The sequence below is a fragment of the Aeromonas sp. QDB17 genome, from assembly GCF_027705305.1.
GTDB classification, from domain to species: Bacteria; Pseudomonadota; Gammaproteobacteria; order Enterobacterales; family Aeromonadaceae; genus Aeromonas; species Aeromonas caviae.
This window is the reverse complement of record NZ_JAPDBP010000019.1, coordinates 44823-68592: the sequence shown is the minus strand read 5'-3', so window position 1 is coordinate 68592 and position 23770 is coordinate 44823. Positions and strand designations below refer to the sequence as shown.

At 64.1% G+C, this 23770-nt stretch carries 22 protein-coding genes; 17 read left to right on the top strand and 5 right to left on the bottom strand.

Going from position 1 to position 23770, the window contains the following annotated elements; all coding sequences use genetic code 11:
- The first annotated feature begins 4 nt into the window (after positions 1 to 4).
- Positions 5 to 1150 carry an N-acetylglucosamine-6-phosphate deacetylase gene (gene nagA, locus OKC41_RS15980; RefSeq protein ID WP_201894893.1) on the top strand — a complete coding sequence of 382 codons (1146 nt, stop codon included), beginning with the start codon at positions 5 to 7 and terminating at the stop codon, positions 1148 to 1150.
- A gap of 4 nt (positions 1151 to 1154) precedes the next feature.
- Positions 1155 to 2369 carry an ROK family protein gene (locus OKC41_RS15975; protein ID WP_010674096.1) on the top strand — a complete coding sequence of 405 codons (1215 nt, stop codon included), beginning with the start codon at positions 1155 to 1157 and terminating at the stop codon, positions 2367 to 2369.
- Positions 2370 to 2512: 143 nt separating this feature from the next.
- Here the strand turns inward: OKC41_RS15975 and OKC41_RS15970 are convergent, their stop codons facing one another.
- From OKC41_RS15970 to aspS, 3 genes are all read right to left on the bottom strand, one after another.
- The gene (locus OKC41_RS15970; protein WP_201894894.1) at positions 2513 to 4138 is read right to left on the bottom strand and encodes a phosphoethanolamine transferase; all 1626 of its coding nucleotides are present in this window, start codon (positions 4136 to 4138) and stop codon (positions 2513 to 2515) included.
- Between the two features lie 456 nt (positions 4139 to 4594).
- On the bottom strand, positions 4595 to 5335 hold the full coding sequence (locus OKC41_RS15965) for a YebC/PmpR family DNA-binding transcriptional regulator (RefSeq protein WP_010674094.1): 741 nt from the start codon (positions 5333 to 5335) through the stop codon (positions 4595 to 4597).
- Between the two features lie 100 nt (positions 5336 to 5435).
- Complete coding sequence (aspS, locus tag OKC41_RS15960) at positions 5436 to 7202, bottom strand: aspartate--tRNA ligase (RefSeq protein WP_201894895.1); 1767 nt, start codon at positions 7200 to 7202, stop codon at positions 5436 to 5438.
- Positions 7203 to 7630: 428 nt separating this feature from the next.
- Here aspS and OKC41_RS15955 point away from each other — a divergent pair, with 428 nt between their 5' ends.
- From OKC41_RS15955 to OKC41_RS15920, 8 genes are all read left to right on the top strand, one after another.
- Positions 7631 to 8479: a DUF72 domain-containing protein gene (locus OKC41_RS15955; RefSeq protein WP_010674092.1), complete on the top strand. Its 849-nt coding sequence runs from the start codon at positions 7631 to 7633 to the stop codon at positions 8477 to 8479.
- Between the two features lie 333 nt (positions 8480 to 8812).
- Complete coding sequence (gene cmoA / locus OKC41_RS15950; protein ID WP_128345594.1) at positions 8813 to 9550, top strand: carboxy-S-adenosyl-L-methionine synthase CmoA; 738 nt, start codon at positions 8813 to 8815, stop codon at positions 9548 to 9550.
- A 3-nt stretch (positions 9551 to 9553) separates the two neighbouring features.
- Positions 9554 to 10531 (top strand): tRNA 5-methoxyuridine(34)/uridine 5-oxyacetic acid(34) synthase CmoB, encoded by a 978-nt coding sequence (gene cmoB, locus OKC41_RS15945; RefSeq protein ID WP_201894896.1) that lies wholly within the window; start codon positions 9554 to 9556, stop codon positions 10529 to 10531.
- 82 nt (positions 10532 to 10613) lie between these two features.
- Complete coding sequence (locus tag OKC41_RS15940; RefSeq protein ID WP_010674089.1) at positions 10614 to 11372, top strand: ATP-dependent zinc protease; 759 nt, start codon at positions 10614 to 10616, stop codon at positions 11370 to 11372.
- A gap of 3 nt (positions 11373 to 11375) precedes the next feature.
- A complete protein-coding gene (locus OKC41_RS15935) occupies positions 11376 to 12914 on the top strand; it encodes an inactive transglutaminase family protein (RefSeq protein WP_010674088.1) in 1539 nt (512 codons plus the stop codon).
- A gap of 3 nt (positions 12915 to 12917) precedes the next feature.
- A complete protein-coding gene (locus OKC41_RS15930) occupies positions 12918 to 13883 on the top strand; it encodes an alpha-L-glutamate ligase-like protein (protein ID WP_039039849.1) in 966 nt (321 codons plus the stop codon).
- Positions 13884 to 14180: 297 nt separating this feature from the next.
- The gene (locus OKC41_RS15925) at positions 14181 to 15095 is read left to right on the top strand and encodes a hydrogen peroxide-inducible genes activator (protein WP_010674086.1); all 915 of its coding nucleotides are present in this window, start codon (positions 14181 to 14183) and stop codon (positions 15093 to 15095) included.
- A 106-nt stretch (positions 15096 to 15201) separates the two neighbouring features.
- A complete protein-coding gene (locus tag OKC41_RS15920) occupies positions 15202 to 15651 on the top strand; it encodes a C40 family peptidase (RefSeq protein ID WP_201894897.1) in 450 nt (149 codons plus the stop codon).
- Between the two features lie 54 nt (positions 15652 to 15705).
- On the opposite strand, the gene OKC41_RS15915 is transcribed toward OKC41_RS15920, so the two are convergent.
- Positions 15706 to 15999, bottom strand: a complete 294-nt coding sequence (locus OKC41_RS15915; RefSeq protein WP_041212706.1) for a hypothetical protein — start codon at positions 15997 to 15999, stop codon at positions 15706 to 15708.
- A 212-nt stretch (positions 16000 to 16211) separates the two neighbouring features.
- Here OKC41_RS15915 and OKC41_RS15910 point away from each other — a divergent pair, with 212 nt between their 5' ends.
- The 4 genes from OKC41_RS15910 to OKC41_RS15895 are packed head-to-tail and all read left to right on the top strand — an operon-like array spanning position 16212 to position 19959.
- A complete protein-coding gene (locus tag OKC41_RS15910) occupies positions 16212 to 17642 on the top strand; it encodes a coniferyl aldehyde dehydrogenase (protein ID WP_201894898.1) in 1431 nt (476 codons plus the stop codon).
- 8 nt (positions 17643 to 17650) lie between these two features.
- Positions 17651 to 18241: a TetR/AcrR family transcriptional regulator gene (locus OKC41_RS15905; RefSeq protein ID WP_109112487.1), complete on the top strand. Its 591-nt coding sequence runs from the start codon at positions 17651 to 17653 to the stop codon at positions 18239 to 18241.
- The gene (locus OKC41_RS15900; RefSeq protein WP_041212703.1) at positions 18231 to 18758 is read left to right on the top strand and encodes a hypothetical protein; all 528 of its coding nucleotides are present in this window, start codon (positions 18231 to 18233) and stop codon (positions 18756 to 18758) included. The genes OKC41_RS15905 and OKC41_RS15900 overlap by 11 nt, the downstream gene beginning before the upstream one ends.
- 16 nt (positions 18759 to 18774) lie before the next feature.
- Positions 18775 to 19959 (top strand): iron-containing alcohol dehydrogenase, encoded by a 1185-nt coding sequence (locus OKC41_RS15895; protein ID WP_201894899.1) that lies wholly within the window; start codon positions 18775 to 18777, stop codon positions 19957 to 19959.
- 15 nt (positions 19960 to 19974) lie between these two features.
- Here the strand turns inward: OKC41_RS15895 and cysM are convergent, their stop codons facing one another.
- The gene (gene cysM / locus OKC41_RS15890) at positions 19975 to 20865 is read right to left on the bottom strand and encodes a cysteine synthase CysM (protein ID WP_270672153.1); all 891 of its coding nucleotides are present in this window, start codon (positions 20863 to 20865) and stop codon (positions 19975 to 19977) included.
- Between the two features lie 154 nt (positions 20866 to 21019).
- On the opposite strand from cysM, the gene OKC41_RS15885 reads away from it, so the two are divergent.
- The 3 genes from OKC41_RS15885 (at position 21020) to OKC41_RS15875 (ending at position 23745) form a co-directional block, all read left to right on the top strand.
- Complete coding sequence (locus OKC41_RS15885; protein ID WP_039039855.1) at positions 21020 to 21277, top strand: GNAT family N-acetyltransferase; 258 nt, start codon at positions 21020 to 21022, stop codon at positions 21275 to 21277.
- Entirely contained in the window at positions 21267 to 21851 is a 585-nt protein-coding gene (locus OKC41_RS15880; RefSeq protein WP_039039856.1) for a nucleotidyltransferase family protein, read from the top strand. The genes OKC41_RS15885 and OKC41_RS15880 overlap by 11 nt, the downstream gene beginning before the upstream one ends.
- Before the next feature lie 70 nt (positions 21852 to 21921).
- A complete protein-coding gene (locus OKC41_RS15875) occupies positions 21922 to 23745 on the top strand; it encodes a SulP family inorganic anion transporter (protein WP_039039857.1) in 1824 nt (607 codons plus the stop codon).
- The last annotated feature ends 25 nt before the right edge of the window (positions 23746 to 23770 follow it).

The window sequence follows — 23770 nt, the reverse complement described above, 5'->3', positions numbered from 1 at the left end:
TCCCATGTACGCTCTGACTAATTGCACTCTCTACACCGGCAGCTGCGTGCTGACCGGTTATGGCGTGGTCATCGATGGCGACAAGATTGTCGCCATCTCCCGCCAGGCAGAACTGCCCGCCGGCATCGAGCAGATTGACCTCCAGGGCGCCAACCTCAGCGCCGGCTTCATCGACGTCCAGCTCAACGGCTGCGGTGGCGTCATGTTCAACGGTCACATCACCACGGACACCCTGGCCACCATGCAGGTGGCCAACCTGAAATCCGGGACCACCAGCTTCCTGCCGACCCTGATCACCAGCCCGGATGCGGACATGAAGCAGGCCGTCGCCGTCACCCGCGACTACATGGCCGCCCACCCCAACGAGGTGCTTGGCGTCCATCTGGAAGGGCCCTATACCAACCTCAAGCGCAAGGGGATCCACCCGGCCGAACAGATCCGTCAACCCGCCGACGAGATGATCGACTTCTTCTGCAACAACGCAGACGCCATCGCCAAGATCACCCTGGCGCCGGAGCGCAACAAGCCCGAGCACATCCGCCGTCTGGTGGAGGCCGGCATCCTGGTCTCCGCCGGCCACACCGCCGCCAACTACGACCAGGCCATGGCGGGCTTTGACAACGGCATGCGCTTTGCCACCCACCTCTACAACGCCATGACTCCGACCCTGAATGGTCGCGAGCCCGGCGTGGTCGGCGCCATCTACGATCGCAAGGATGTCTATGCGGGCATCATCGTCGACGGCCACCACGTACACTGGGCCAACGTGCGCCTGGCGCACAGGATGCTGGGGGAGCGGCTGGTGCTGGTCACCGATGCAACCGCGGCGGCAGGTGCACCGGAAGGCTTTGAGAAATTTGATTTTTGCGGCGCAACCGTCTATTTCCGCGATGGTCAGTGCGTCGATGAGAATGGTACACTCGGCGGCTCCGCCCTCACCATGATCGAAGGGGTGGAAAATCTGGTCAAACAGGTCGGATTGCCGCTCGACGAAGCACTGAGAATGGCCACCCTTTACCCCGCTCGCGCCATTGGATGGGACTCGCGTCTCGGTAGTATCCAGGTCGGAAAAATTGCCAACCTCACCGTCTTTGATCAGGCCTTCGCGGTCTGCGGGACCGTGGTTAACGGACACTACACAACACAGTGACACTATGACTGGCGGACAAATAGCAAACGTAGATCTTATCAAGCAGGTAAACAGTGCAGTCGTCTATCGCCTCATTGACCTGCAGGGGCCCATCTCGCGGGTCAAAATTGCCGAGTTGAGTCAGCTGGCCCCGGCCAGCGTGACCAAGATAACCCGGCAACTGATCGAGCACGGCCTCATCAGGGAAACCTCGCCGCAAGCCTCCACTGGCGGGCGCCGCGCCATCTCCCTGACCACCATCAAGCATCGCTTCCAGTTTGTGTCCGCCAAGCTGGGTCGCGGCTACCTGCAGCTCTCCCTGTATGACCTCGACGGCAAGGAGCTCGATCAGCACATCACCCAGGTGACCGAGATCGAGCAGCAACCCGTGGTGGACATGCTGCTGCGGGAGATTGGCGCCTTCATCGACGCCAATCAGGATCGCAGCCGCAACCTCATCAGCATCGCGCTGACCATGCCGGGTCTGGTCAACCCGGAATCCGGCATGGTCATCTACACCCCCACCTACCAGATCCGCAACCTGGGGCTCGCCAAGCTCCTGGAGCACCACTTCAACCTCCCCTGCTACGTGGGCAACGATACCCGTTCGCTGGCGCTGGCCGAACACTTCTTCGGCGAGTCCCGCGACTGCATGGACTCCATCCTGGTGAGTGTCCACCAGGGGACGGGCTCGGGCATCATCACCAAGGGAAAGGTGTTTCTCGGCCAGAACCGCAACGTCGGTGAAATAGGCCACATCCAGGTCGAACCCCTTGGCAAGCGCTGCCACTGCGGCAACTTCGGCTGCCTCGAGACCATCGCCTCCAACGAGGCCATCGTCGACAAGGTGAAGGAGCTCATCAGCCGCGGTCACCTGAGTTCGCTGCAAGAGAAGCACATCACCATCCAGGAGGTGTGCAAGGCGGCGGTGGCCGGTGACGAGCTGGCCCGCAGCGTGATCGAGAACGTGGGGGAGCACCTGGGGCGCGCCATCGCCATCACGGTCAACCTGTTCAACCCCCAGAAGGTGCTCATCGCCGGTGAAATCACCGCCGCCGAAGAGATCCTGATCCCGGCCATCCGCCGCTGTGTCGAGCACCAGTCTCTGCCAAGTTTCCATCGCGGCCTGCCCATCGTGAAGGCGCGCTTCCAGAACCAGCCCACCATCGGCGGCTTCGCCCTGGTCAAGCGCTCCCTGCTGGAAGGGGATCTGCTGCAGATCATCATGGAGCAGAAGTAAGGCCTACCCCTTCGGACACTAAAACGGCAGCCAGTGGCTGCCGTTTTTTTATGGTCTGTTTTCGCAGGTTTACCTCGCTCTACAAGGTTTGAACAGAGCGTAGGTTCGATTAGCCCCGTAGCGGCGTAATCGGACGCCGTAGTTCACCCCGCCCGGCACGGCTTGAACAGATCCAGCTTGCCGTCATAGACCTGGGTCTGCACGTCCATGATGCCGAGCATGGAGTGGAACAGGTTGTCGTGGGAGAAGCGCTTGCTGGCTGCCTCCTGTTGCAGGCAATCCAGATTGAGCTGACGGTCCGCCTGCAACTGGGGAGAGAACCAGGTCAGGAGCGGCACCCGGGTCTGATCGTCCGGTGCGAACTTGTAGGGGGTACCGTGCAGATAGAGCCCCATGGCACCGAGGGATTCGCCGTGATCCGACAGATAGACCAGCCCCACGTTGTACTGGCTCTCCAGGCTCTTGAGCTTGTCGATGAGCTGGGCCAGCACCTTGTCGGTGTAGCGGATGGTGTTGTCATAGGTGTTCACCAGCTCTTCGTTGCTGCAGTTCTCGATGTCGCTGCGCGGGCAGTCCGGCAGGAAGACGCGATCGGCGGCCGGGTAGCGGCGATAGTAGGTCGGGCCGTGGCTGCCCATCAGGTGGAAGGCCACCAGCTTGCTGCCCTGCTTGCCCTGCATGTCGGCGATCTGCTGATCCAGCCCCTGCAACAGCACCTCGTCATGACAGGCATTGCCGGAGCAGTATGCGGGGAATGCCTTGGGCTCAATCTCGATGGTGGGGACGTTTTTGCACACCCCCTTGCAGCCGCCGTCGTTCTCCTTCCAGAGCACCGAGATCCCGGCATGTTGCAGCACGTCCAGCAAGCCGTCCTGGGACTGGGCCCTGGCCTCGTCATAGCCGCGCCGGGTCATGTTCGAGAACATGCAGGGCACGGAGAGCGCCGTGGCGGTGCCGCAGGAGCGCACGTTCCTGAACGAGACGACATTGGCCTCCTTCTCGGTGAAGCCGTTGGTCTCCTTCTTGTAGCCGTTGAGGGAGTAGTTCTGGCTGCGAGCCGTCTCCCCCACCACCAGGAACATCAGGGTCGGCTTCTCATGCTGGCCGATCACCCTGGCATCGGTGCCGATCTGCTGGTAGGGAATGGGAGTGGCGAAGACCACATCCCGGGCGTACTTGTAGAGCCCGTGCACATAGTTGGCGGGCACTATCTCCTTGCCGAGGGACTTGTTGTTGCGCCCGACCGAGGCGTAATCCTGGTAATAGAGGGCGGCAGCCCCCACCAGAAACAGCAAGGAGAGGGCGATGGAGCCGAGGCGCAGACCCAGTCCCTTGTACCAGGGACGGGGATACTCAATCTTCACCCACAGCAGCACCAGCACCGGCAGCAGGCCGGTCAGCAGGAACCAGAGCACCACGGAACCGTTGAGGTAGGAGCCCGCCTCCCCGCTGTTGGTCTCGATGATGTTCTGCATCATGCCCATGTCGAAGATCACCCCGTACTTGAGCATGGCGTAGCTGACGAGGGAGCCGGTCATGATGAGCAAGGCGAAGAAGGGCTTGAGCAGATAACGGAAGGTAAAGGGCAGGAACACCGCGTTGAGGGCCGCCACCAGCACCAGGGGTATGGAGAGGACAAACCCCGCCTTGACGTGTTCAAGGGCGGTGAGGATGCGATAAAAGTGCAGGAAAATGGGCCAGTTGAAGACCAGTGCAAACAGCAGCACCAGCAACAGATTGACCTTCATCACTCCCAGAGTGAGACGCATAGAGAGACTCCGACAAACCAGTGGAACTAACAACCTGCCAGCAGGCTTCGTGGTGACCCTCCCGACACTCGGCCCTGAAAAACAGGACAAGAGCCAGGGAGGTCCAGATACGGGGTCATCCTAGGACGGCAAACTTAAGCGAACATTAAGAGAGGAAATCGAACCACAAGGGGAGGTGCGCGGTCTGGCACATAAAAAAACGGCAGCCCGGGCTGCCGTTTTTGCGAAGGTGAATAAGGTGTCGCACCTGTGTGTTCGCGAACCTGAACAGGGTCGCGAGAGGCAATTACAGGGTCGCGGCAATCTCGTCGGAGCCGGGGAAGAGGACCGTTGTGGTCGCCCTCCCCTTTGCCCTGAGGGATCACAGGGTCGCGGCAATCTCATCGGAGCTAGGGAAGAGGATCGTTGTGGTCGCCCTCCCCTTGCCCTGGGTCTCACGGCGTTCCCGAGAGGCAATTACAGGGTCGCGGCGATCTCGTCGGAGATGGAGCCGTTGTGGTACACCTCCTGCACGTCGTCCAGATCTTCCAGCATGTCGATGAGGCGCATCAGCTTGGGCGCGGTCTCGGCATCCAGTTCCGCCTCGGTGGAGGGGATCATGGTCACTTCGGCGCTCTCGGGCTTGAAGCCAGCAGCTTCCAGACCGTCCAGCACGGTGCCGAAGTCGTTCGGGGTGGTGTAGACCTCGATGGTGCCATCTTCTTCGGTCACCACGTCGTCGGCACCGGCTTCCAGCGCAGCGTCCATCAGGGCGTCTTCATCGGCGCCCACGAAGGTCAGCACCCCCTTCTTGGTGAACAGATAGGCCACGGAGCCGTCGGTCCCCAGGTTGCCGCCGCACTTGCTGAAGGCGTGGCGCACTTCGGCCACGGTACGGTTGCGGTTGTCGGTCAGGCACTCCACCATGACGGCGGAACCGGCCGGGCCGTACCCTTCGTACACGATGGTCTCGAGCTGCTCGCCGTCACCGCCGCCGGCCCCACGGGCGATGGCGCGGTTGATGGTGTCGCGGGTCATGTTGCTGGTCAGGGCTGCCGCCACCGCCGCACGCAGGCGGGGGTTGTTGGCAGGATCGGCATCACCCAGACGCGCGGAGGTGGTGATTTCGCGGATCAGCTTGGTGAAGATCTTGCCGCGCTTGGCGTCTTGCGCCGCCTTGCGGTGTTTGATGTTGGCCCATTTACTGTGACCTGCCATAGGGACTCTCCGTTATAGTTGGAAATTTCAGTAACACTGGTTGCGCCCAGGGGGAAACGGGAAAGGCCGCATCGCTGCGGCCTTTGTTGCCGATAACGGCTTATTCGTCACCCTTGACGGTGGTCGCAATCGCCAGCTCGCCCAGTTGGGCCGGGTTGGCAAAGCTCGGGGCGTCTGTCATCAGACAGGCGGCCGCCGTGGTTTTCGGGAAGGCGATGACATCCCGAATGTTGTCGGTGCCGGTCAGCAGCATGCTGAGGCGATCCAGACCAAACGCCAGGCCGGCGTGGGGCGGGGTGCCGTATTTCAGGGCATCCAGCAGGAAGCCGAACTTCAGGCGCTGCTCGTCCGGGGTGATCCCCAGGATGTCGAACACGGTGGCCTGCATCTCGCTGTTGTGGATACGAACGGAGCCGCCACCCACTTCGTAGCCGTTGATCACCATGTCGTAGGCGTTCGCGTAGGCACCCAGGGGGTTGGCCTTGAGCTCGCTCGGGCCCAGGTTGCTCGGCGCGGTGAAGGGGTGGTGCATGGCCGCCAGACCGCCTTCGCCGTCTTCTTCGAACATGGGGAAGTCGATGACCCACAGGGGCTTCCAGACGTTCTCCACCAGGCCCAGATCGCGGCCCACTTTCAGGCGCAGGGCGCCCATGGCATCGCACACCACCTTCTTGGAATCGGCGCCGAAGAAGATGATGTCGCCATCCATCGCGCCGGTGCGGGCCAGGATCTCGCGCACGATGGCGTCAGAGAGGAACTTGGCCACCGGGGACTGCACCCCTTCGAGGCCGCTCCCGGCGTCGTTGACCTTCATCCAGGCCAGGCCCTTGGCACCGTAGATGCCGACGAACTTGGTGTACTCGTCGATCTGCTTGCGGGACAGCTCCGCGCCGCCCTGGACTTTCAGGGCTGCGACGCGGCCTTTCGGATCCTTGGCGGGGCCTGCGAACACGGCGAACTCCACCTCGGTCAAGAGATCTGCCACATCGACCAGCTCCATGGGCAAACGCAGGTCCGGCTTGTCGGAGCCGAAGCGGCGCATGGCCTCGTCGAAGGTCATGATGGGGAAGTCACCCAGGTCCACGTTCAGGATGTGCAGCCAGAGCTTGCGGATCATCTCTTCCATGATTTCACGCACCTGGGGCGCGGTCATGAAGGAGGTCTCCACGTCGATCTGGGTGAATTCCGGCTGGCGGTCGGCACGCAGGTCTTCGTCGCGGAAGCACTTGACGATCTGGTAGTAGCGGTCGAAGCCGGACATCATCAGCAACTGCTTGAACAGCTGGGGGGACTGCGGCAGGGCGTAGAACTTGCCCTTGTGTACGCGGCTCGGCACCAGGTAGTCACGGGCCCCTTCCGGGGTCGCCTTGGTCAGCATCGGGGTCTCGATGTCGAGGAAGCCGTGCTCGTCCATGAAGCGGCGCACGAAGGCACTGGCCTTGGCACGGGTCTTCAGGTACTTGGCCATCTCGGGGCGACGCAGATCCAGGTAGCGGTACTTGAGGCTCACCTCTTCGCTGTTGACCTGGTTGAAGTCAAGGGGCAGCGGCTCGGCACGGTTGATGATGGTGAGCTCGTGGGCGAACACCTCGATGGCACCGGTGGCCATGTCGCTGTTGCGCTGGGAGTCGGGGCGGGTACGCACCACGCCGGTCACCTGGATGCAGAACTCGCCGCGCAGCTCGGAGGCCAGGGCAAAGGCGTCCGGCTTGTCCGGATCGAAGAACACCTGCACGATGCCCTCGCGGTCGCGCATGTCGATAAAGATGAGGCCGCCGAGATCACGACGACGATGGACCCAACCGCACAATGTAATGGTCTGCCCGGCATGGGCCTCATTGACCTGTCCGCAATAGATAGAGCGCATGGACTTCTTCCTTCGAAATGGTAGAGAGACGGTTCATCCTGGGTCGCCGGGCACGACTGGCAAGCACCGTCTGTCTCACAGCTGGCCAGATCCTGCTTCTTGCCCGGTTTGAAATCTGTCTCGGGTCATCCGGCTCCCCGAGCCGGATTCTTGCCGCCGTCCCAGGCATGCCCCCGCTCCCGACCGGGATGACGAGTGGGCGCCGGGGTATCGGCTGGCGTCGTTGTCTGGCCACTGCCGGGCCGCGATCATCGTCACCCGGGGGCTCGGTCGCGCGCATTACGACAATGTGGCAAACAAAAGGGTTGGCATTATAGAGGAAAACCTCCATTTGGGTAAAATGGCCCGCAGCCCCCTTTACCCTGTTTTTTGTTGTTCTGGCGCAAAAAGGAGGGCAAAAGTGCGCCAACCTGCCGACAGGAACCATCATGAGCCTCTATTTGGGCCTGCCCCAGTGGTCACACCCGGCCTGGCCCGGCCAGTTGCTGGGGATGAATGCCAGGCCCGCCGAGCACCTCGCCGACTATGCCCGGGTGTTCAACTCCGTGGAGGGCAACACCACCTTCTACGCCTCGCCGACCCCGGAGACGGTGCAGCGCTGGGCCGATGCGGTCCCCGACCACTTTCGCTTCAGCTTCAAGTTTCCCAAGGAGATCAGCCACCAGAGCGATCTGGTGAGCGCGGACAAACAGGTGACGGCCTTCATCCGCCTGCTGGCCCCCCTGCATGACAAGCTGGGGCTGCTCAAGCTGCAACTGCCCGCCCGCTTCGGTCCAGAGGGGCTGGCCCGTCTGGATGCCTTCTTCGCGCGGCTGCCCCAGGATTTCACCTATGCCCTCGAGGTGCGCCACCCCGATTTCTTCGCCAAGGGGGAGGCGGAACGGGCCCTCAACCGGATGCTGATGGCGCGGGGCATCAATCGCATCATGCTCGACAGCCGCCCGCTCTTCTCGGTGCCCGCCACCACGGCCGCCATGATCGATGCCCAGGGCAAGAAACCCAGGTTGCCGGTCCATCTGCTGGCCACGGGGGGTGCCCCGGTGGTGCGCCTGATTGGTTTGCCTCAAATCGAGGACAATCACCCATTTTTGCCACCATGGTTGCCACATTGGAAACAATGGCTCCAGGAGGGCAAGGATCTCTACCTCTTTGTCCACACCGCCGACAATGCCCGGGCCCCCGAACTCGCACGGCAGATCAGCCGCCTGCTCGGCCAGGAGATGGCCCCCTGGCCAGGAGAAAACGATCGCGCCCGCCAGGGGGTGCTGCCCTTTTGAGCGGCCCCCTCCCCGCCCCTTCTCCGTCCCCAAAAAAAGCCGCTTTTTTTGTGGTCCCACCGGGGTTGGCGTCAAGACAAACGCCCGCCTTTCCTCTACACTAGCGCCCCAAGTAAGGTCCCGGGCCTGGGTGCATGGCAATGCGTTGCCCACCCCAGCCCGGCACCCTGAGGGCCCGGACCATGGCCCGTTGCGAACAGGGGCAGCCCGAAGGATCCCGGAGCAAGCCACCCCGTTCGTCAACCGGTGACGACGCCATTTCGATGCCCGTCCACCCAAGATTCAATTGAATAAAACAGCCGCCCACCACACCGGCTGTCAGGTTGCGTCAGCATGCACGATCAGATTTTTGCCGCCCCCATCGCCCGTCTGGGAGACTTCTGCTTTGACGAGCAGGTCGTCGACGTCTTCCCCGACATGATCCAGCGCTCGGTGCCCGGTTACAGCAACATCATCTCCGCCATCGGCATGATGGCCGCCCGCTACGCCCAGCCCCAGAGCCGCCTCTACGATCTCGGCTGCTCCCTCGGCGCCGCGACCCAGGCCATGCGCCGCCACGTCACCCAGCCCGGCTGCCAGATCACGGCGGTGGATCTCTCCCACCCCATGATCGAGCGGGCCCGCGCTCACCTCTCGGGCTTCAAGTCCGAGGTACCGGTGGCGCTCATCGAGGCGGACATCTGCGACATCCCCATCGAGAACGCCTCCGTGGTGGTGCTCAACTTCACCCTGCAGTTCGTCGCCCCCGAGAAGCGGGCCGCCCTCATCGCGCGCATCTTTGACGGCCTGCGCCCCGGCGGCATCCTCATCCTGAGCGAGAAGTTCCGCTTCGATGACGAGCAGGTCAACGAGCTGCTCATCGACTTGCACCTCGACTTCAAGCGGGCCAACGGCTACAGCGAGCTGGAAATCAGCCAGAAGCGCACCGCCCTTGAGAACGTGATGCGCACCGACACCCTGGCGGTCCATCAGGCGCGCCTGCGGGACGCCGGCTTCACCCACCTGGACCTCTGGTTCCAGTGCTTCAACTTCGGCTCCATGATTGCCATCAAAGCCAGCGACACCAACTAAGCCATGATCGATTTCGCCCATTTTTATCAACTGATCGCCAAGAACCGGTTGAGCCACTGGCTGCACACCCTGCCCGCCCAGCTGCACGCCTGGCAGCACGACAACCTGCACGGGGATCTGCCGCGCTGGAACCGCGCCCTCGCCAAGCTGCCCGTCGTGGCCCCCGGCCGGATCGAGCTCAAAGAGCGGGTCGCCATCGGCAGCCCCGATAGCCTGGGAGAGGGTGAGCGCAAGAAGACCGAGAGCCTGCTGCGCCAGCTCATGCCCTGGCGCAAGGGCCCCTTCCATGTGCACGGCATCCACATCGACACCGAGTGGCGCTCCGACTGGAAGTGGGATCGGGTGCTGCCCCACATCAGCCCGCTCCAGGGCCGCTACGTGCTGGACGTGGGCTGCGGCAGCGGCTACCACCTCTGGCGCATGGTGGGGGAAGGGGCGAAACTGGCGGTCGGCATCGACCCGAGCCCGCTGTTCCTCTGCCAGTTCGAAGCCATTCGCCACTTCATGGACAACGACCAGCGCGCCCACCTGCTGCCCCTCGGTATCCAGGAGCTGCCGGATCTGCGGGCCTTTGACACCGTCTTCTCCATGGGGGTGCTCTATCATCGCAAGTCCCCCATCGAGCACATCGAGCAGTTGCGCAACCAGCTCAAAGACGATGGGGAGCTGGTGCTCGAGACCCTGGTGGTGGACGGCGACGAAAACCAGGTGCTGATGCCCTCCGATCGCTACGGCAAGATGCGCAACGTCTGGTTCCTCCCCTCGAGCGCGGCCCTCACACGCTGGGTCGAGCGCTGCGGGTTCACCGATGTGCGCATCGTCGACGAGAATATGACCAGCACCGACGAACAGCGTCGTACCGACTGGATGATTAACGAGTCCCTGAGTGACTATCTGGATCCACACAATCCTGCACTCACGGTCGAAGGATACCCGGCACCCAAACGTGCCGTACTGATCGCCAGAAAGGCCAAAGACTAGCCGATGGCGGCTGTGGAAGTTACACTGACCCAATTCCAGGAAGCACAGTTAAATGAATGACATGAAAAGCAAATTAAAAGGAATGACCCTGCTCTCCCTGCTCAGTCTCGGCGGGTGTGTCAGTATGGAAAAAGCCCCCCCGGCCCCGACCCTGACGCTGGCCGAGCTGCGCAACGAGATCTCGTTGAGCGAGCAACGTCTGCAAACATCCATGGAACAGCAACAGAAGCAGTATGTGCAGCAACAGCACCTGCTGGTTCAGCTCAACACCGATGTCACCAACATGAAAGAGTCCGTGAAGAAAGTCGACAGCAAGCTGGCTACCCTGCCTCCCGAGCCGCCCAAGGCCATGCCCATTCCCACCGAGAAGTGCCCGGCGCCGAGCCAGGGCCACACCGTCGATGGCAAGCTGCTGGTGGGTGAAGCGGAGTGGATCTGGGTTGACGCCGCCAACGACGCCTTCCAGGCCCGGGTCGACACCGGCGCCACCACCTCCTCCATCAGCGCCCAGGAGATCACCATCTTCGAGCGCAACGGCAAGAACTGGGTGCGCTTCTTCCTGAGCCACCAGGAGATGGACGACAAGATCCAGATTGAAGCCCCCCTGGTGCGTCACGTGCGGGTCCGTCAGGCTTCCGCCGACGATCTCGACCGTCGCCCCGTGGTCCGCCTTGCCGTGCGCATCGGCGACATGACCGAGAAGGCCGAATTTACCCTGAAGGACCGCAGCGACATGACCTTCCCCGTGCTGCTGGGCCGTGAATTCCTCAAAGACATCGCCGTGGTCGACGTGGCCCGCGAATATATCCAACCCAAACCCAAGCTCAAGGATGTGAAATAATCCATGGTTTCCCGTAAGCCGTTCTATCTGCTGGTCGCCCTGCTCTACATCGTCGGCCTGGGGATGACCTTCTATCATCACATTGCGCTGGACGTCCCGCTCACGCCGGGTGAAAAGCGCCAGATCTGGTCCATCGAAGCCAAGCTCGAATTCGAGGCCACCGGCGAGCCGGTGATCGCCTCCCTGGCCATTCCGGGCACCCAGCCCGGCTTCACCCTGATGAACGAGAACGCCGCGAGCCCGGGCTATGGCCTGTCGTTCGTGGAAAAAGACGGGGATGCCCGCGCCGAGTGGTCCATCCGCACCGCCTCCGGCCGTCAGGAGCTCTACTACCGGGTCGACATGATGGCCGATGCCCATGCCAAGCCCGCCGCCAACCCGCAGCCGCCCGCCATCGAGAAGCAGATCGAGAGCGAGCCCTACGCCACGGCCATGAAGCAGATCCTGGAGCGCGCCCAGGAGCGCTCCGCCGACGGCTACACCCTGACCCGCGAGATCATCAAGGAGATCGAGAAGCAGGAACAGAACGCCGAGCTGCTCAAGTCCCACAAGAGCCGCGCCAATCTGATTGCCGAGCTGCTCAACAACGCGGACGTCCCGGCCCGGGTGGTTCACGCCCTCAGCCTGGAAGACGGCCGTCGCCGTCAGGAGCTGGTGGATTACCTGCAGGTCTTCAACAGCCCGACCGACTACAAGCTGTTCAACCCGCAAAGCGGTGAACAGGGTCAACCGGCCAACCTGCTGCTGTGGGAGTACAACTCCGGCGCCCTCCTGGACGTCACCGGCGGTCACAACTCCCGCGTCACCTTCTCGATGATCGAGCAGGAGCAACCGGTCAACGTGGCCCTGGCCCAGAAGTTCGAAAAATCCGAGATGATGAACTTCTCCATCCACAGCCTGCCCCTGGAAGAACAAGCCCTGTTCAAGGGTCTGCTGCTCATCCCCATCGGCGTGCTGATGGTGGTGTTCCTGCGGGTCATCGTGGGGATCAAGACCTCCGGCACCTTCATGCCGGTGCTGATCGCGGTCGCCTTCATCCAGACCTCGCTGGTCACCGGCCTCATCGGCTTCCTGCTGATCGTCGGCACCGGCCTGGTGATCCGCTCCTACCTCTCGAGGCTGAACCTGCTGCTGGTCGCCCGAATATCGGCGATCATCATCATGGTGATCTCGATGATCGGCATCTTCTCGGCGTTCGCCTTCAAGCTGGGGCTGACCGACGGCATGAAGATCACCTTCTTCCCGATGATCATCCTCTCCTGGACCATCGAACGCATGTCCATCCTGTGGGAAGAAGAGGGTCCCAAAGAGGTGTTCCGCCAGGGCGGCGGCTCCCTGCTGGTGGCGGTCATCGCCTACCTGGCCATGGACAACGAGCTCATTCGTCACCTCACCTTCAACTTCCTCGGCCTGCAGCTGGTGCTGATGGCGACCGTGCTGTTGATGGGTAACTACACCGGCTACAAGCTGAGCGAGCTCAAGCGCTTCAAGCCGCTGGTGGACGAGATGAAGTCTGGTGCCACCCCGGGTAAGGACAAGTAACAGATGTGGTTCTGGCAGAAATACACCAGTCCGTGGAGCCTGTCCCAGGCAGGCATCCTCGGCATGAACAAGCGCAACCACTCCTATATCAGCCGCTACAACCCGCGCCGCCTCTATCCGCTGGTGGATGACAAGCTCAAGACCAAGCGCATCGCGCTGGATGCGGGGGTGACGGTGCCTGAACTCATCGGCACCATCCGCGAGCAGCACGACGTGACTCGCATCACCGAGCTGGTGAAGGACTGGCCGGGCTTCTGCATCAAGCCGGCCCGCGGCTCCGGCGGCAAGGGGATCCTGGTGATCCTGCGCCAGGAGGACGGCCTCTTCTACAAGCCCAACGGCAGCGCCGCCAACGGCCAGGATCTGGAGCGCCATGTCTCCAACATCCTGGCAGGGCTCTATTCCCTCGGCGGCAAGCCCGACGTGGCGCTGGTGGAAGGGCTCATCAACTTCGACGACGTGTTCGACGGCTACTCCTTCGAAGGGGTCCCCGATGCCCGGGTGATCATCTTCAAGGGGTTCCCGGTGATGGCCATGATGCGCCTCTCGACCTCGGCTTCCGATGGCAAGGCGAACCTGCACCAGGGCGCCGTGGGGGTGGGCCTGTGCCTGCGCACCGGCCGCGCCCTGCGGGCGGTGCAGTTTGGCAACCCGCTGCGCCACCACCCGGACACCGGCCTGGATCTCTATGATCTGAAGGTGCCCCACTGGGACACCCTGCTCAACCTGGCGGCCTCCTGCTACGAGATGTCCGGTCTTGGCTACATCGGGACCGACATGGTGCTGGACAAGTTCCGCGGCCCCATGCTGCTGGAGCTCAACGCCCGTCCGGGCCTTGCCATCCAGATCGCAAACGGTCGCGGCCTGGTGCCCAACCTCAAGACCATCGAGAAGCTGGGTCAGGTCAAGATGAACGTGGAGCAGCGGGTCAACTTCGCCAAGGATCACTTCGGTATCTTCGACGAATAGTCCGCCCCCCTTCTGCAAAAACGCGCCCACCGGCGCGTTTTTTTATGGCCGCTCCTGCGCGCAGGGCGCCCCGCCCGAAGGCCGATCCCCGTCACATCCCATGGCGGCGCCCCTTCAATGGCGCGGCACAAGGGGATAAGCTCCTGACCAATGAGGGGTGGCCAGCCCATCGGAGCAGGCCACCCCATGTGCGTGAGGCAGTGCGCCTGCCAGGGGGCACCGATTTGTCGGCGACAACGGGGCTTCTCGATGGTAGATTAATCAAATCAAATAGATAGCATCGATCGGGTTTCTCCTATGCAACGTTGGCCCAGCCTGAAGCAGCTCCAGTATCTGGTCGCTCTGGACGAGCACAAGAATTTCAACCGCGCCGCCAAGGCCTGCCATGTCAGCCAGTCGACCCTGAGTACCGGGATCCAGACCCTGGAGGACATGATGAACCTGCAACTGGTGGAGCGGGATCACAAGAGCTTCATCATGACGCCGGTCGGCATGGAAATCGTGGCGCGGGCGCGCAACCTGCTCTCCGATGCCCGGGATCTGATGGAGCTGGGGCAGCAGCAGGGGGGCGTCATGCACGGCACGGTGCGCCTGGGCTGCATCCCCACCATCGCCCCCTTCCTGCTGAGCAAGCTGCTGCAGGTGTGCGGCAAGGCCTATCCGGATCTGGAGCTGCTGCTGCGGGAAGACACCACCACCAATCTGCTCAAGCAGCTGGAGCAGGGGCAGCTCGATCTGCTGATCCTGGCGCTGCCGGTGGAGATCGGCGGCTTCCACAGCAAGACCGTCGGCCAGGATCCCTTCCACATGGTGATGCCCTCCCACATGGCGGCGGGCCTGCACATGCCGTTCGACTACAAGGAGCTGCCCAACCAGAGCATCTTCCTGCTGGAGCGGGAGCACTGCCTGACGGAGCACGCGGTGAGCGCCTGCCGGCTGCGGGACAAGAGCAAGATCAACCCCTTCGCCGCCACCAGCCTGCACACCCTGGTGCAGATGGTGGGGGCCGGTCTTGGCACCACCTTCCTGCCCCAGATGGCCATAGATGCGGGCATCCTCGACAACACGGACCTGGTGGCCATTCCCCTGCCCGGGGAGAAACCCTATCGGGAGATAGGCCTGGTGTGGCGCCCCAGCACCACCCGGGTACAGACCTTCTACAAGATTGCCGAGCTGCTGACGCCGCTCATTACCCCCAAACCGGCGGGGTGATCCAGTGGCTGCCCCCACAGGCGGCCACTCCTCAATGCCGTTGTCATTCAGGTTCCAGGCAGGATCATCGTCTATGATGAACCCCGTGCCCTATCAAGGAGTTGAGATGTTTCGCACCTTGCTGCTGCCCCTGCTGGCCCTGCTTCTCGCCGCCTGCTCCAGTTCGCCGGAGCCTCCCCCTCCCGTGCGCCAGAGCGGCGCATTCGACAACTTCTATCAGCAGTGGCGCGGCGTGCCCTATCGCATGGGCGGTACCAGCCGCGCCGGTCTCGACTGCTCCGCCTTCACCCAGCTCGCCTACAGCCAGGTGCTGGGCTTCACCCTGCCCCGCACCACGGAATCCCAGGCGAGCCTCGGCCGCCCGGTGGACAGATACCGTCTCCAGCACGGGGACCTGGTCTTCTTCAAGACCGGCTGGCAGCAGTACCACGTCGGGGTCTACACCGGGGCAGGTGAGTTCATCCACGCCTCCACCAGCAAAGGCGTGATCCGCTCGCGCCTCGACAACGTCTACTGGAACAGCCGCTACTGGCAGGCCCGCAGGCTGGTCCAGTAGGTGCGACCCCAAACATGAAAAGGCCCCTCGGGGCCTTTTCATGTTGTTGCCGGGTCAGTGCTTGCGGTGCCAGCGGGGCGAGGTGGCGCGCTCTCCCCAGGGGGTCATGCAGGGCAGCAGGGCCCCCTCGATGACGTCCTCATGGCTCGCCAGCGCCAGGGCAATCTTCTCGTGGAGCAGGCGCAGCAGGTTCTTCTCCTGGCCCGCCAGGGAGTGGCCCGCGGCGAAATACTCCTGCTGATGTTGCAGCGCCAGCTTCTGGGCAAACTCATAGGTGTTGAAACTGTCCGGCATGCGCGCGATCACGTCATCCAGCCGGGCCAGCAGGCTATGCAATTCCCTGGTCATGTGCGGTTCTCCCTCCGAGTTGGTGACTCACAATTACCCCTTATTGGATAGAAGACCAATCCGGATGCCTCAAAAATGGGAGCCCGGACACAGTTCCGGGCAACGTTGCCCACTGGTAGCCACCCTCTGCCCTCGCCCGGTTTACAAGTCGGCAACGAATCGCTAGATTTGGACCGACTAATCAGTCGGTCACTTTTTGTGCGGAGCATGCCATGGACACCACCGTCACCCCCGCCTCACCGGACAAGTTCTCCCTCCCCGAGCAACTGCATCGGCTCAGGCAGGCCAGCCAGGCCACCCCCATGCCGGATCTGGCGTCCCGCCGCGCCAGACTTGATGCCCTCAAGCAGGGGCTGCTGCGCCACAAGCAGGCACTGTGTCAGGCCCTGGCCCGGGACTACGGCCAGCGCAGCGACTACGACAGCCTGATCGCCGATGTGCTCCCCTGCGTCATGCAGATCAACTACACCCAGAAACGGCTCAAGGGGTGGATGAAACCGGAGCGCCGTCATCCCGGTCTGCTGCTGGCCCCCGCCAGTGTCGAGGTGCACTATCAGCCCCTCGGCGTGGTCGGCATCATGGTGCCCTGGAATTTCCCGGTGATGCTGAGCCTCGGGCCCCTCATCGGCGCCCTCGCCGCCGGCAACCGCGCCATGATCAAGCTCTCCGAGTTCACCCCTCACACCAACGCCGTGCTGCGCTCCCTGCTCGATGAGGCCCTCGGCGGTGACGAGGTGGTGGTCATCGAGGGGGATGCGGAGATCGCGGCCGCCTTCAGCGCCCTCCCCTTCGACCATCTCATCTTCACCGGCTCCACGGCGGTGGGTCGGCTGGTGATGGCCGCGGCCGCCCCCCAGCTCACCCCCCTCACCCTGGAGCTCGGCGGCAAGAGCCCCTGTCTCATCGCCCCCGACATGCCCCTGGCCCTGGCGGTGGAGCGGATGATCTTCGGCAAGAGCCTCAACGCCGGCCAGATCTGCGTGGCCCCCGACTACGTGCTGCTGCCGAGGGGGCAGGAGCAGGCCTTCATCGAGGCCTATCAGGCCCATTTTCGCCGCCTCTACCCTCAGGGGCTCGAGAGCCCGGATTATGGCGCCATCATCAACGCTCCCCAGTACGAGCGGCTCACCGCCTGGCTGGAAGAGGCGAGGCAGGCCGGCGCCCAGATCCACCCCTGCGTCACGCCCGCCCGGGATGACGCCACCCGCAAGCTGGTGCCCCACCTGCTGACCGAGGTGCCCGGCCACTGCCAGGTGATGCAGCAGGAGATCTTCGGCCCCCTGCTGCCCCTGGTGCCCTATGACGACATCGAGGAGGCCCTGGCCTATGTGGCGGCCCGGCCCCGCCCCCTGGCGCTCTATCTGATGAGCCTGGACGAGACGCTGCAGCGCCGCCTCATCCGGGAGACCCACGCCGGGGGCATGGCCATCAACGAGAGTCTGTTCCAGGTGGCGGCGGACGATGCCCCCTTCGGCGGCATCGGCCCCTCCGGCATGGGCCACTATCACGGCCGCGAGGGGTTTCTCACCTTCTCCAAGGCGAAAACCGTGCTGCGCCGCGGGCGCTTCAGCACAGGTTCCCTCATTCACCCCCCCTATCGGCGCTGGTACCAGCGGCTGATGATGGCCCTGTTCCTGCGTTAGGAGGCGAGATGCGAGAAACCATGACCGACAAACGCCGCCAGATCCTGGATGCCGCCCTGGCCCTGTGCGCGGAGGATGGCCTGCAGGGCGCCGCCACCGCCCGCATCGCCAAGGCGGCCGGGGTGGCCAATGGCACCCTGTTTCATCACTTTCCCAGCAAGGAGGTGCTGATCCAGAGCCTCTACCAGGACATCAAGCTGCGCCTTGGCGCCGCCATCACCGAGGCCGATGCCGCCCTGCCGCTCCAGGAGCAGGCCCGCCACTACTGGCACCAGGCCATGGGCTGGATGCAGGCCCACCCCCGTGAGCTCAGGTTCGTGCTGGGCTTTTTCCACTCCCCCCTGCTGGCCCGCCCCCTGCGCAGCCAGATCCTGGCTGAGACCCTGCATTTTCTGCCGAGCCTGCTCGCCCGGGGCCAGGCCAGTGGCGAGCTGATGTCGGCCCCGCCTGCCTTGATGCTGGAGGTGTGCCAGGGCCAGTTTCTGGCCTGCGCCTCCCTCTTTGTCGATCAGCCTGAACTGGGAGAAGACCCCCACTGGCAGGAGAACGCCTTCACCCTCTTCTGGTCCGCCATCAGCGGAGGTTCCCATGCGCCCTGACGCCCTGCTTGCCACCGGCAGACGCCTCTGGATTGGCAGCCTGCTCTGGATCATCGGCCGCACTCTGTGCCGCGCCGCCCGGGTCGACGAGGCGGTGCGCCGCGAGCTTGCCCCCCTGCCGGACGGCCTCACCATCAGGCTGGAGGTAAACGGCATGACCCGGGGGCTGAGTCTCTACAAGTTCGCGGGGCGCTGGCACTGCGGTGAGGAGGCTGGCAGGGCGCATTCGACCTGTGCCCATGACGGCCCCCACCCCCTGCGGGTGCGCTTCAAGCACCCCGCCGTCGCCTTTCGCGCCCTCAGTTTTCGCCTCGGCATCAACCAGGCCTTTTGCGAAAACCGGCTGCTGGTGGAGGGGGATCTCGACGCGGCCATGCACCTGGTGCGAGCGCTTGAGCAGTTGCAGAGCCTCATCCTACCCGCCTTCATCGCGCGGCCCCTGCTTCGCCACTACCCGGACCCGCATCGCAAGCTCGCGCGGGCCTGCCACATCTATCTGGGTCTTCTGACCGGTTGAACACGAGGAGAACGGGATGAGCCGTTATTACGATTTTTTCTGCCCGGTCAAGCTGATGGCGGGGGAGCAGGCACTGGAACAGTTGCCGGATGCCCTGAGGGGATTGGGAGCTGGCCGCCCCTTGCTTCTCACCGACAAGGGGGTCAGCGGCAGCGGGCTCGCCACCCTGCTGGCCGATGTGATGGCCGAAGGGGCCTTGCCGGTCGCCGCCATCTGGGACGAGATCCCGGCGGACTCCTCCACCGCCGTGGTGGAGCGGATCGCCCGCCACTACCGGGAGCTGGGCTGTGACAGCCTGCTCGCCCTTGGCGGCGGCTCCGTCATCGACACCGCCAAGGCGGTGAACATACTGGCGACCCTGGGGGGCGAGCGGCTGCTCGATTATGCCGGAGCGGATTGCCTGACCCATCCCCTCAACCCCCTGGCGGTGGTCCCCACCACGGCGGGGACCGGCTCCGAAGTGACCCTGGTGGCGGTGATCAAGGACGAAGGGAGCGGGCGCAAGGTGCCCTTCACCTCCCCCTTCCTGCTGCCCCGGCTGGCGGTGCTGGATCCCCGCCTCACCCTGGGGCTGCCGCTGCCCATCACCGCCGCCACCGCCATGGATGCCATGACCCACGCCATCGAGGCCTTCATCGGCAACGGCAAGAACCCGGTCAGTGACGCCCTGGCCCTGATGGCGGTGGAGAAGATTGCCACCGCCCTGCCCAGGGTGCTGGCCCACCCGACAGACAAGGGTCTGCGGCTGCAACTGGCGGAGGGCTCCACCCTGGCGGGCATGGTGTTTTCCAACTCCATGGTGGGGCTGGTGCACGCTCTTGGCCACAGTCTGGGGGCGCGCTGCCACCTGCCCCATGGCCTCTGTATGAACCTCTTCCTGCCCACCGTGCTCGACTACAACCGGCCCGGCATCGACCCCGAGCTCGCCCGCCTGCTGCTGCCCCTGGTGGGTCCGGAGCGCTTTGCCGCGACCCCGGCCGAGGGGAGACCCCAGGCCACCATCGAGGCGTTGCAGGCACTGCGCGATACCCTGTGGCAGACGGTCAAGCTGCCCCGCACCCTGCGGGAGGCGGGCCTCACCGACAAGACGCTGCTGCCCGGGATCCGGGATCTCGCCATCAACGACGGCGCCCTGCTCTACAACCGCAAGGATGCGGACAGGGACCAGCTGCTGGCCCTGCTGGAGCGGGCCTGGGAGTAGCAGGCCCCTTGCCCGTCAGGCATCGGGGGTGAAGACCCCGGTGGAGAGATAGCGATCCCCCCGATCGCAGATGATCGCCACCACCACCCCCTGCCCGATCTCTGCCGCCACCCGCAAGGCCCCGGCCACGGCGCCACCCGAGCTGACGCCGCAGCAGATCCCCTCCTCCCGCGCCAGGCGGCGCATCATGACGAGGGACTCGTCGAGCGTCACATCCAGTACCCCATCGACCCGCGCAGGCTCGAAGATGGCGGGCCGGTAGGCCTCGGGCCAGCGACGAATGCCGGGGATCTGGCTCCCCTCGGCCGGTTGCAGGCCGATCACCGCCACCGCCGGGTTCTGCTCCTTGAGGTAGCGGGAGACCCCCATGATGGTGCCCGTGGTGCCCATGGCCGAGACGAAGTGAGTGACCACCCCGCCGCTCTGGCGCCAGATCTCGGGGCCGGTGGAGCGGTAGTGGGCATCCGGGTTGGCGGGGTTGTTGAACTGATCGAGCACCAGCCCCTCCCCCCGCGCCTGCATGGCCAGGGCGAGGTCTCGCGCCGCTTCCATGCCCTCTTCCACCAGCACCAGCTCGGCGCCGTAGGCCTGCATGGCGTCGCGCCGCTCCTGGCTCATGTTGCTCGGCATGATGAGTCGCATCCGGTAACCCCGGGACGCCGCCACCATGGCCAGCGCGATGCCGGTATTGCCGGAGGTGGCCTCGATGAGCCGGGCTCCTGGCGCTAAGTGACCACTCGCCTCTGCCTGCCTGATGAGGTTCAGCGCCGCCCTGTCCTTGACGGAGCCGGCGGGGTTGTTGCCCTCCAGCTTCGCCAGCAGGGTGACGCCGGGGTGCGGATTGATGCGGCGCAGCGCCAGCAGCGGGGTGTTGCCTATCAGATCGTCCAGGGTGGCGAAGGCCATGACGGATCCATCCTCTCTCAATGTTCTATACCTTGCCTTGCGACCATTCGCAGGCTGGCCAGTGTAAGCGAGCCCGCCATGGGCGCAAAGAATGGCGTTGGCAAACCCTGTCCGCCATGTTCTGATCTTCCCATTCACCCAGAGAGGACTCCCGATGAGCGACATCCTTCACCAGGCCGATCAGCAGCAGTTTGTCTGCACCGTGGACGGCAAGCTCTCCCGCCTTGCCTATCGCCGGCTGGACGCCACCACGGTGGACGCCTACAGCACCCAGGTTCCCCCCGAGCTGCGCGGACAGGGGATTGCCGACAGGCTGGCCCGCCGCTTCTACGACTGGGCCCTCTCTGAGGGGCTCACCATAGTGCCGAGCTGCAGCTACATCGACGTCTGGTTGCGCCGCAATGCCGGTTGAAGCCGCGGCGCTGCAGGAGGCACACCTGCGAGCCTGCACCGAGGCCCTGCTGCGAGCTGATCACCCGCGCATGGATTGCCTCCGGGCTGCGCGGGAGCTGGCTCTGCCCGACTGGGCCCTGGGGGCGGGGTTTGTGCGCAACCTCATCTGGGATCACCTCCATCACAAGGCCGAGCCCACCCCGCTCAACGACATCGATCTTATCTATCTGGACAGCGCTGATCCGACTGGATTGAAGGAGGCCGATCACGAAGCCTGGCTCGCCGCCAGGATGCCGGGCCAGCAGTGGGAGGTGCGCAACCAGGCCCGCATGCATCTGCGCCAGCAGGTGCCTCCTTTTGCCAGCTCGCTCTCGGCCCTCAGCCACTGGGTGGAGATACCCACCTGCATCGGGGTCCGCCTGCTGGCAGATGATGCGTTCGAGTGGCTGGCCCCCTACGGCTTTGCCCCCAACTGGTCCCTGGTGGTGAGCCCCAATCCGCGCTGTCGCCAGGAGAGCCGTATCTTTAGCGAACGAGTCAGGGCCAAGGAGTGGCAACGCATCTGGCCTGACCTTGTGGTGAACTGGCCATGAGCGGATTGCAAAGGGTCGACAACCTTGGGCACACTAAGAAAAAGATGTTTGTAACTCAATGGGTTAAATAATGCGCGACTTCTTCTCTCTCGAGCGCTGGCTGCCGGGGCTCGCCGCCTTGCTGCAATACCAGCGGGCCTGGCTGATGCCGGATCTTCGCGCTGGCCTCTCGGTCGCGGCCGTGGCCCTGCCCGTGGCCATCGCCTATTCGGAGCTCGCCGGGGTGGGCGCCATCGTCGGCCTCTACTCCTGCATCCTGCCCATGGTGGTGTATGCCCTCTTTGGCACCTCCCGTCAGCTCATCGTCGGTCCGGATGCCGCCACCTGCGCGGTGATCGCCGCCGTGGTAACGCCGCTCGCCGCCGGGGATCCCACCCGTCACTGGCAACTGGTGATGACCATGACCGCCATGACCGGCTTCTGGTGCCTCATCGCCAGCCGCTTCAAGCTGGGGGTGCTGGCAGACTTTCTCTCCCGCCCCATCCTGATGGGGCTGCTCAACGGGGTGGCCATCACCATCATGGTGGGCCAGCTCTCCAAGATCTTCGGCTTCACCTTCAGCGAGCGCTACCTGATAGAGCGGATCCTGAACGGCACCAGCTACATTACCCAGACCCATCTGCCCACCCTGGCCATGAGCCTGACGGCCCTGCTCACCCTGCTGCTGGCCAAGCGCTACAGACCGGCCTGGCCCTCCTCCATGGTGGCCATGGTGGTGACGGCGGCCCTGGTGTGGCTGTTCAATCTCGGCCGCGTCGACATCGCCACCCTGGGGACCATCGGCTCGGGGCTGCCCGCCTTCCAGATGCCGGACTTTCCCCCCGGGCTTATCCGTGAGCTGGTGCTGCCCGCCCTCAACCTCGCCATGGTGAGCTTCGTCTCCATGATGCTCACCGCCCGCAGCTTCGCCGCCAAGAATGGCTACGAGATTGATGCGGACAAGGAGTTTAGGGCGCTGGGCATGGCGAACCTGGCCGCCGCCGCCTCCCAGGGGTTTGCCATCAGCGGGGCGGATTCGCGTACCGCAGTCAACGACGCCAACGGCGGCAAGAGCCAGCTGGTCTCCATCATCGCCGCCGCCGTCATCGCCCTGGTCACCTTCTACCTGACGGCGCCGCTGCAATACATTCCCACCGCCGCCCTCGGCGTGGTGCTGGTGATGGCCTCCCTGTCGCTGACGGATTTTCGCGGCCTCTGGGCTCTGCGCGACTCGGACCGCGCCGCCTTCTGGCTCGCCCTGGTGACCTTTGTCAGCGTGCTCACCATGGGGGTCATTCCGGGCATCACCCTCGCGGTCCTGCTGGGGCTGTTCCAGTTCCTGCGCAACGTGATGCGCCCCACCGACCAGCTGCTCGGCATGGACGACGAGGGCGTGGTGCGCACCCTGGGGGACAACGAGCAGGCCAAGGCGATTCCCGGCATCCTGGTCTACCGCTTCAACTCCCCGCTCACCTACTTCAACGCCCCCTACTTCAAACGGCGGGTGCTGGCACTGCTGGTGCAGGATCCCCACAATCCCAGGTGCCTGGTGGTGGATGCGGTGGCCTGCTTCACCCATCAGGACATCAGCGTGATGAGCATGGTGGGAGAGCTGCACAAGGAGCTCAAGCGGCGCGGCATCCACATGGTGATGGCCGGTCGACACGGCCAGATGAGCCAGTGGTTCAAACAGGCGGGGATCCGGGTCGGCGAGGATGGCATCATCCTCTGCCCCGACATGTACCAGGCCCTGCGCATGACCCGCTGCTACCGGGAGCCGGTGTTCCGGGACGACGAGGGGGTGGAGAGCACCACGGATGCCCTGCTCACCCGCTGGCCGCACGATGACGACCTGCCCGACTCGGCGCGCCTCACCCGCCCCAGCGAGCAGGAGGCCGGCGCCACGCCGGTCTGAGAGACATCCCCTGGTCGCAGGTCCC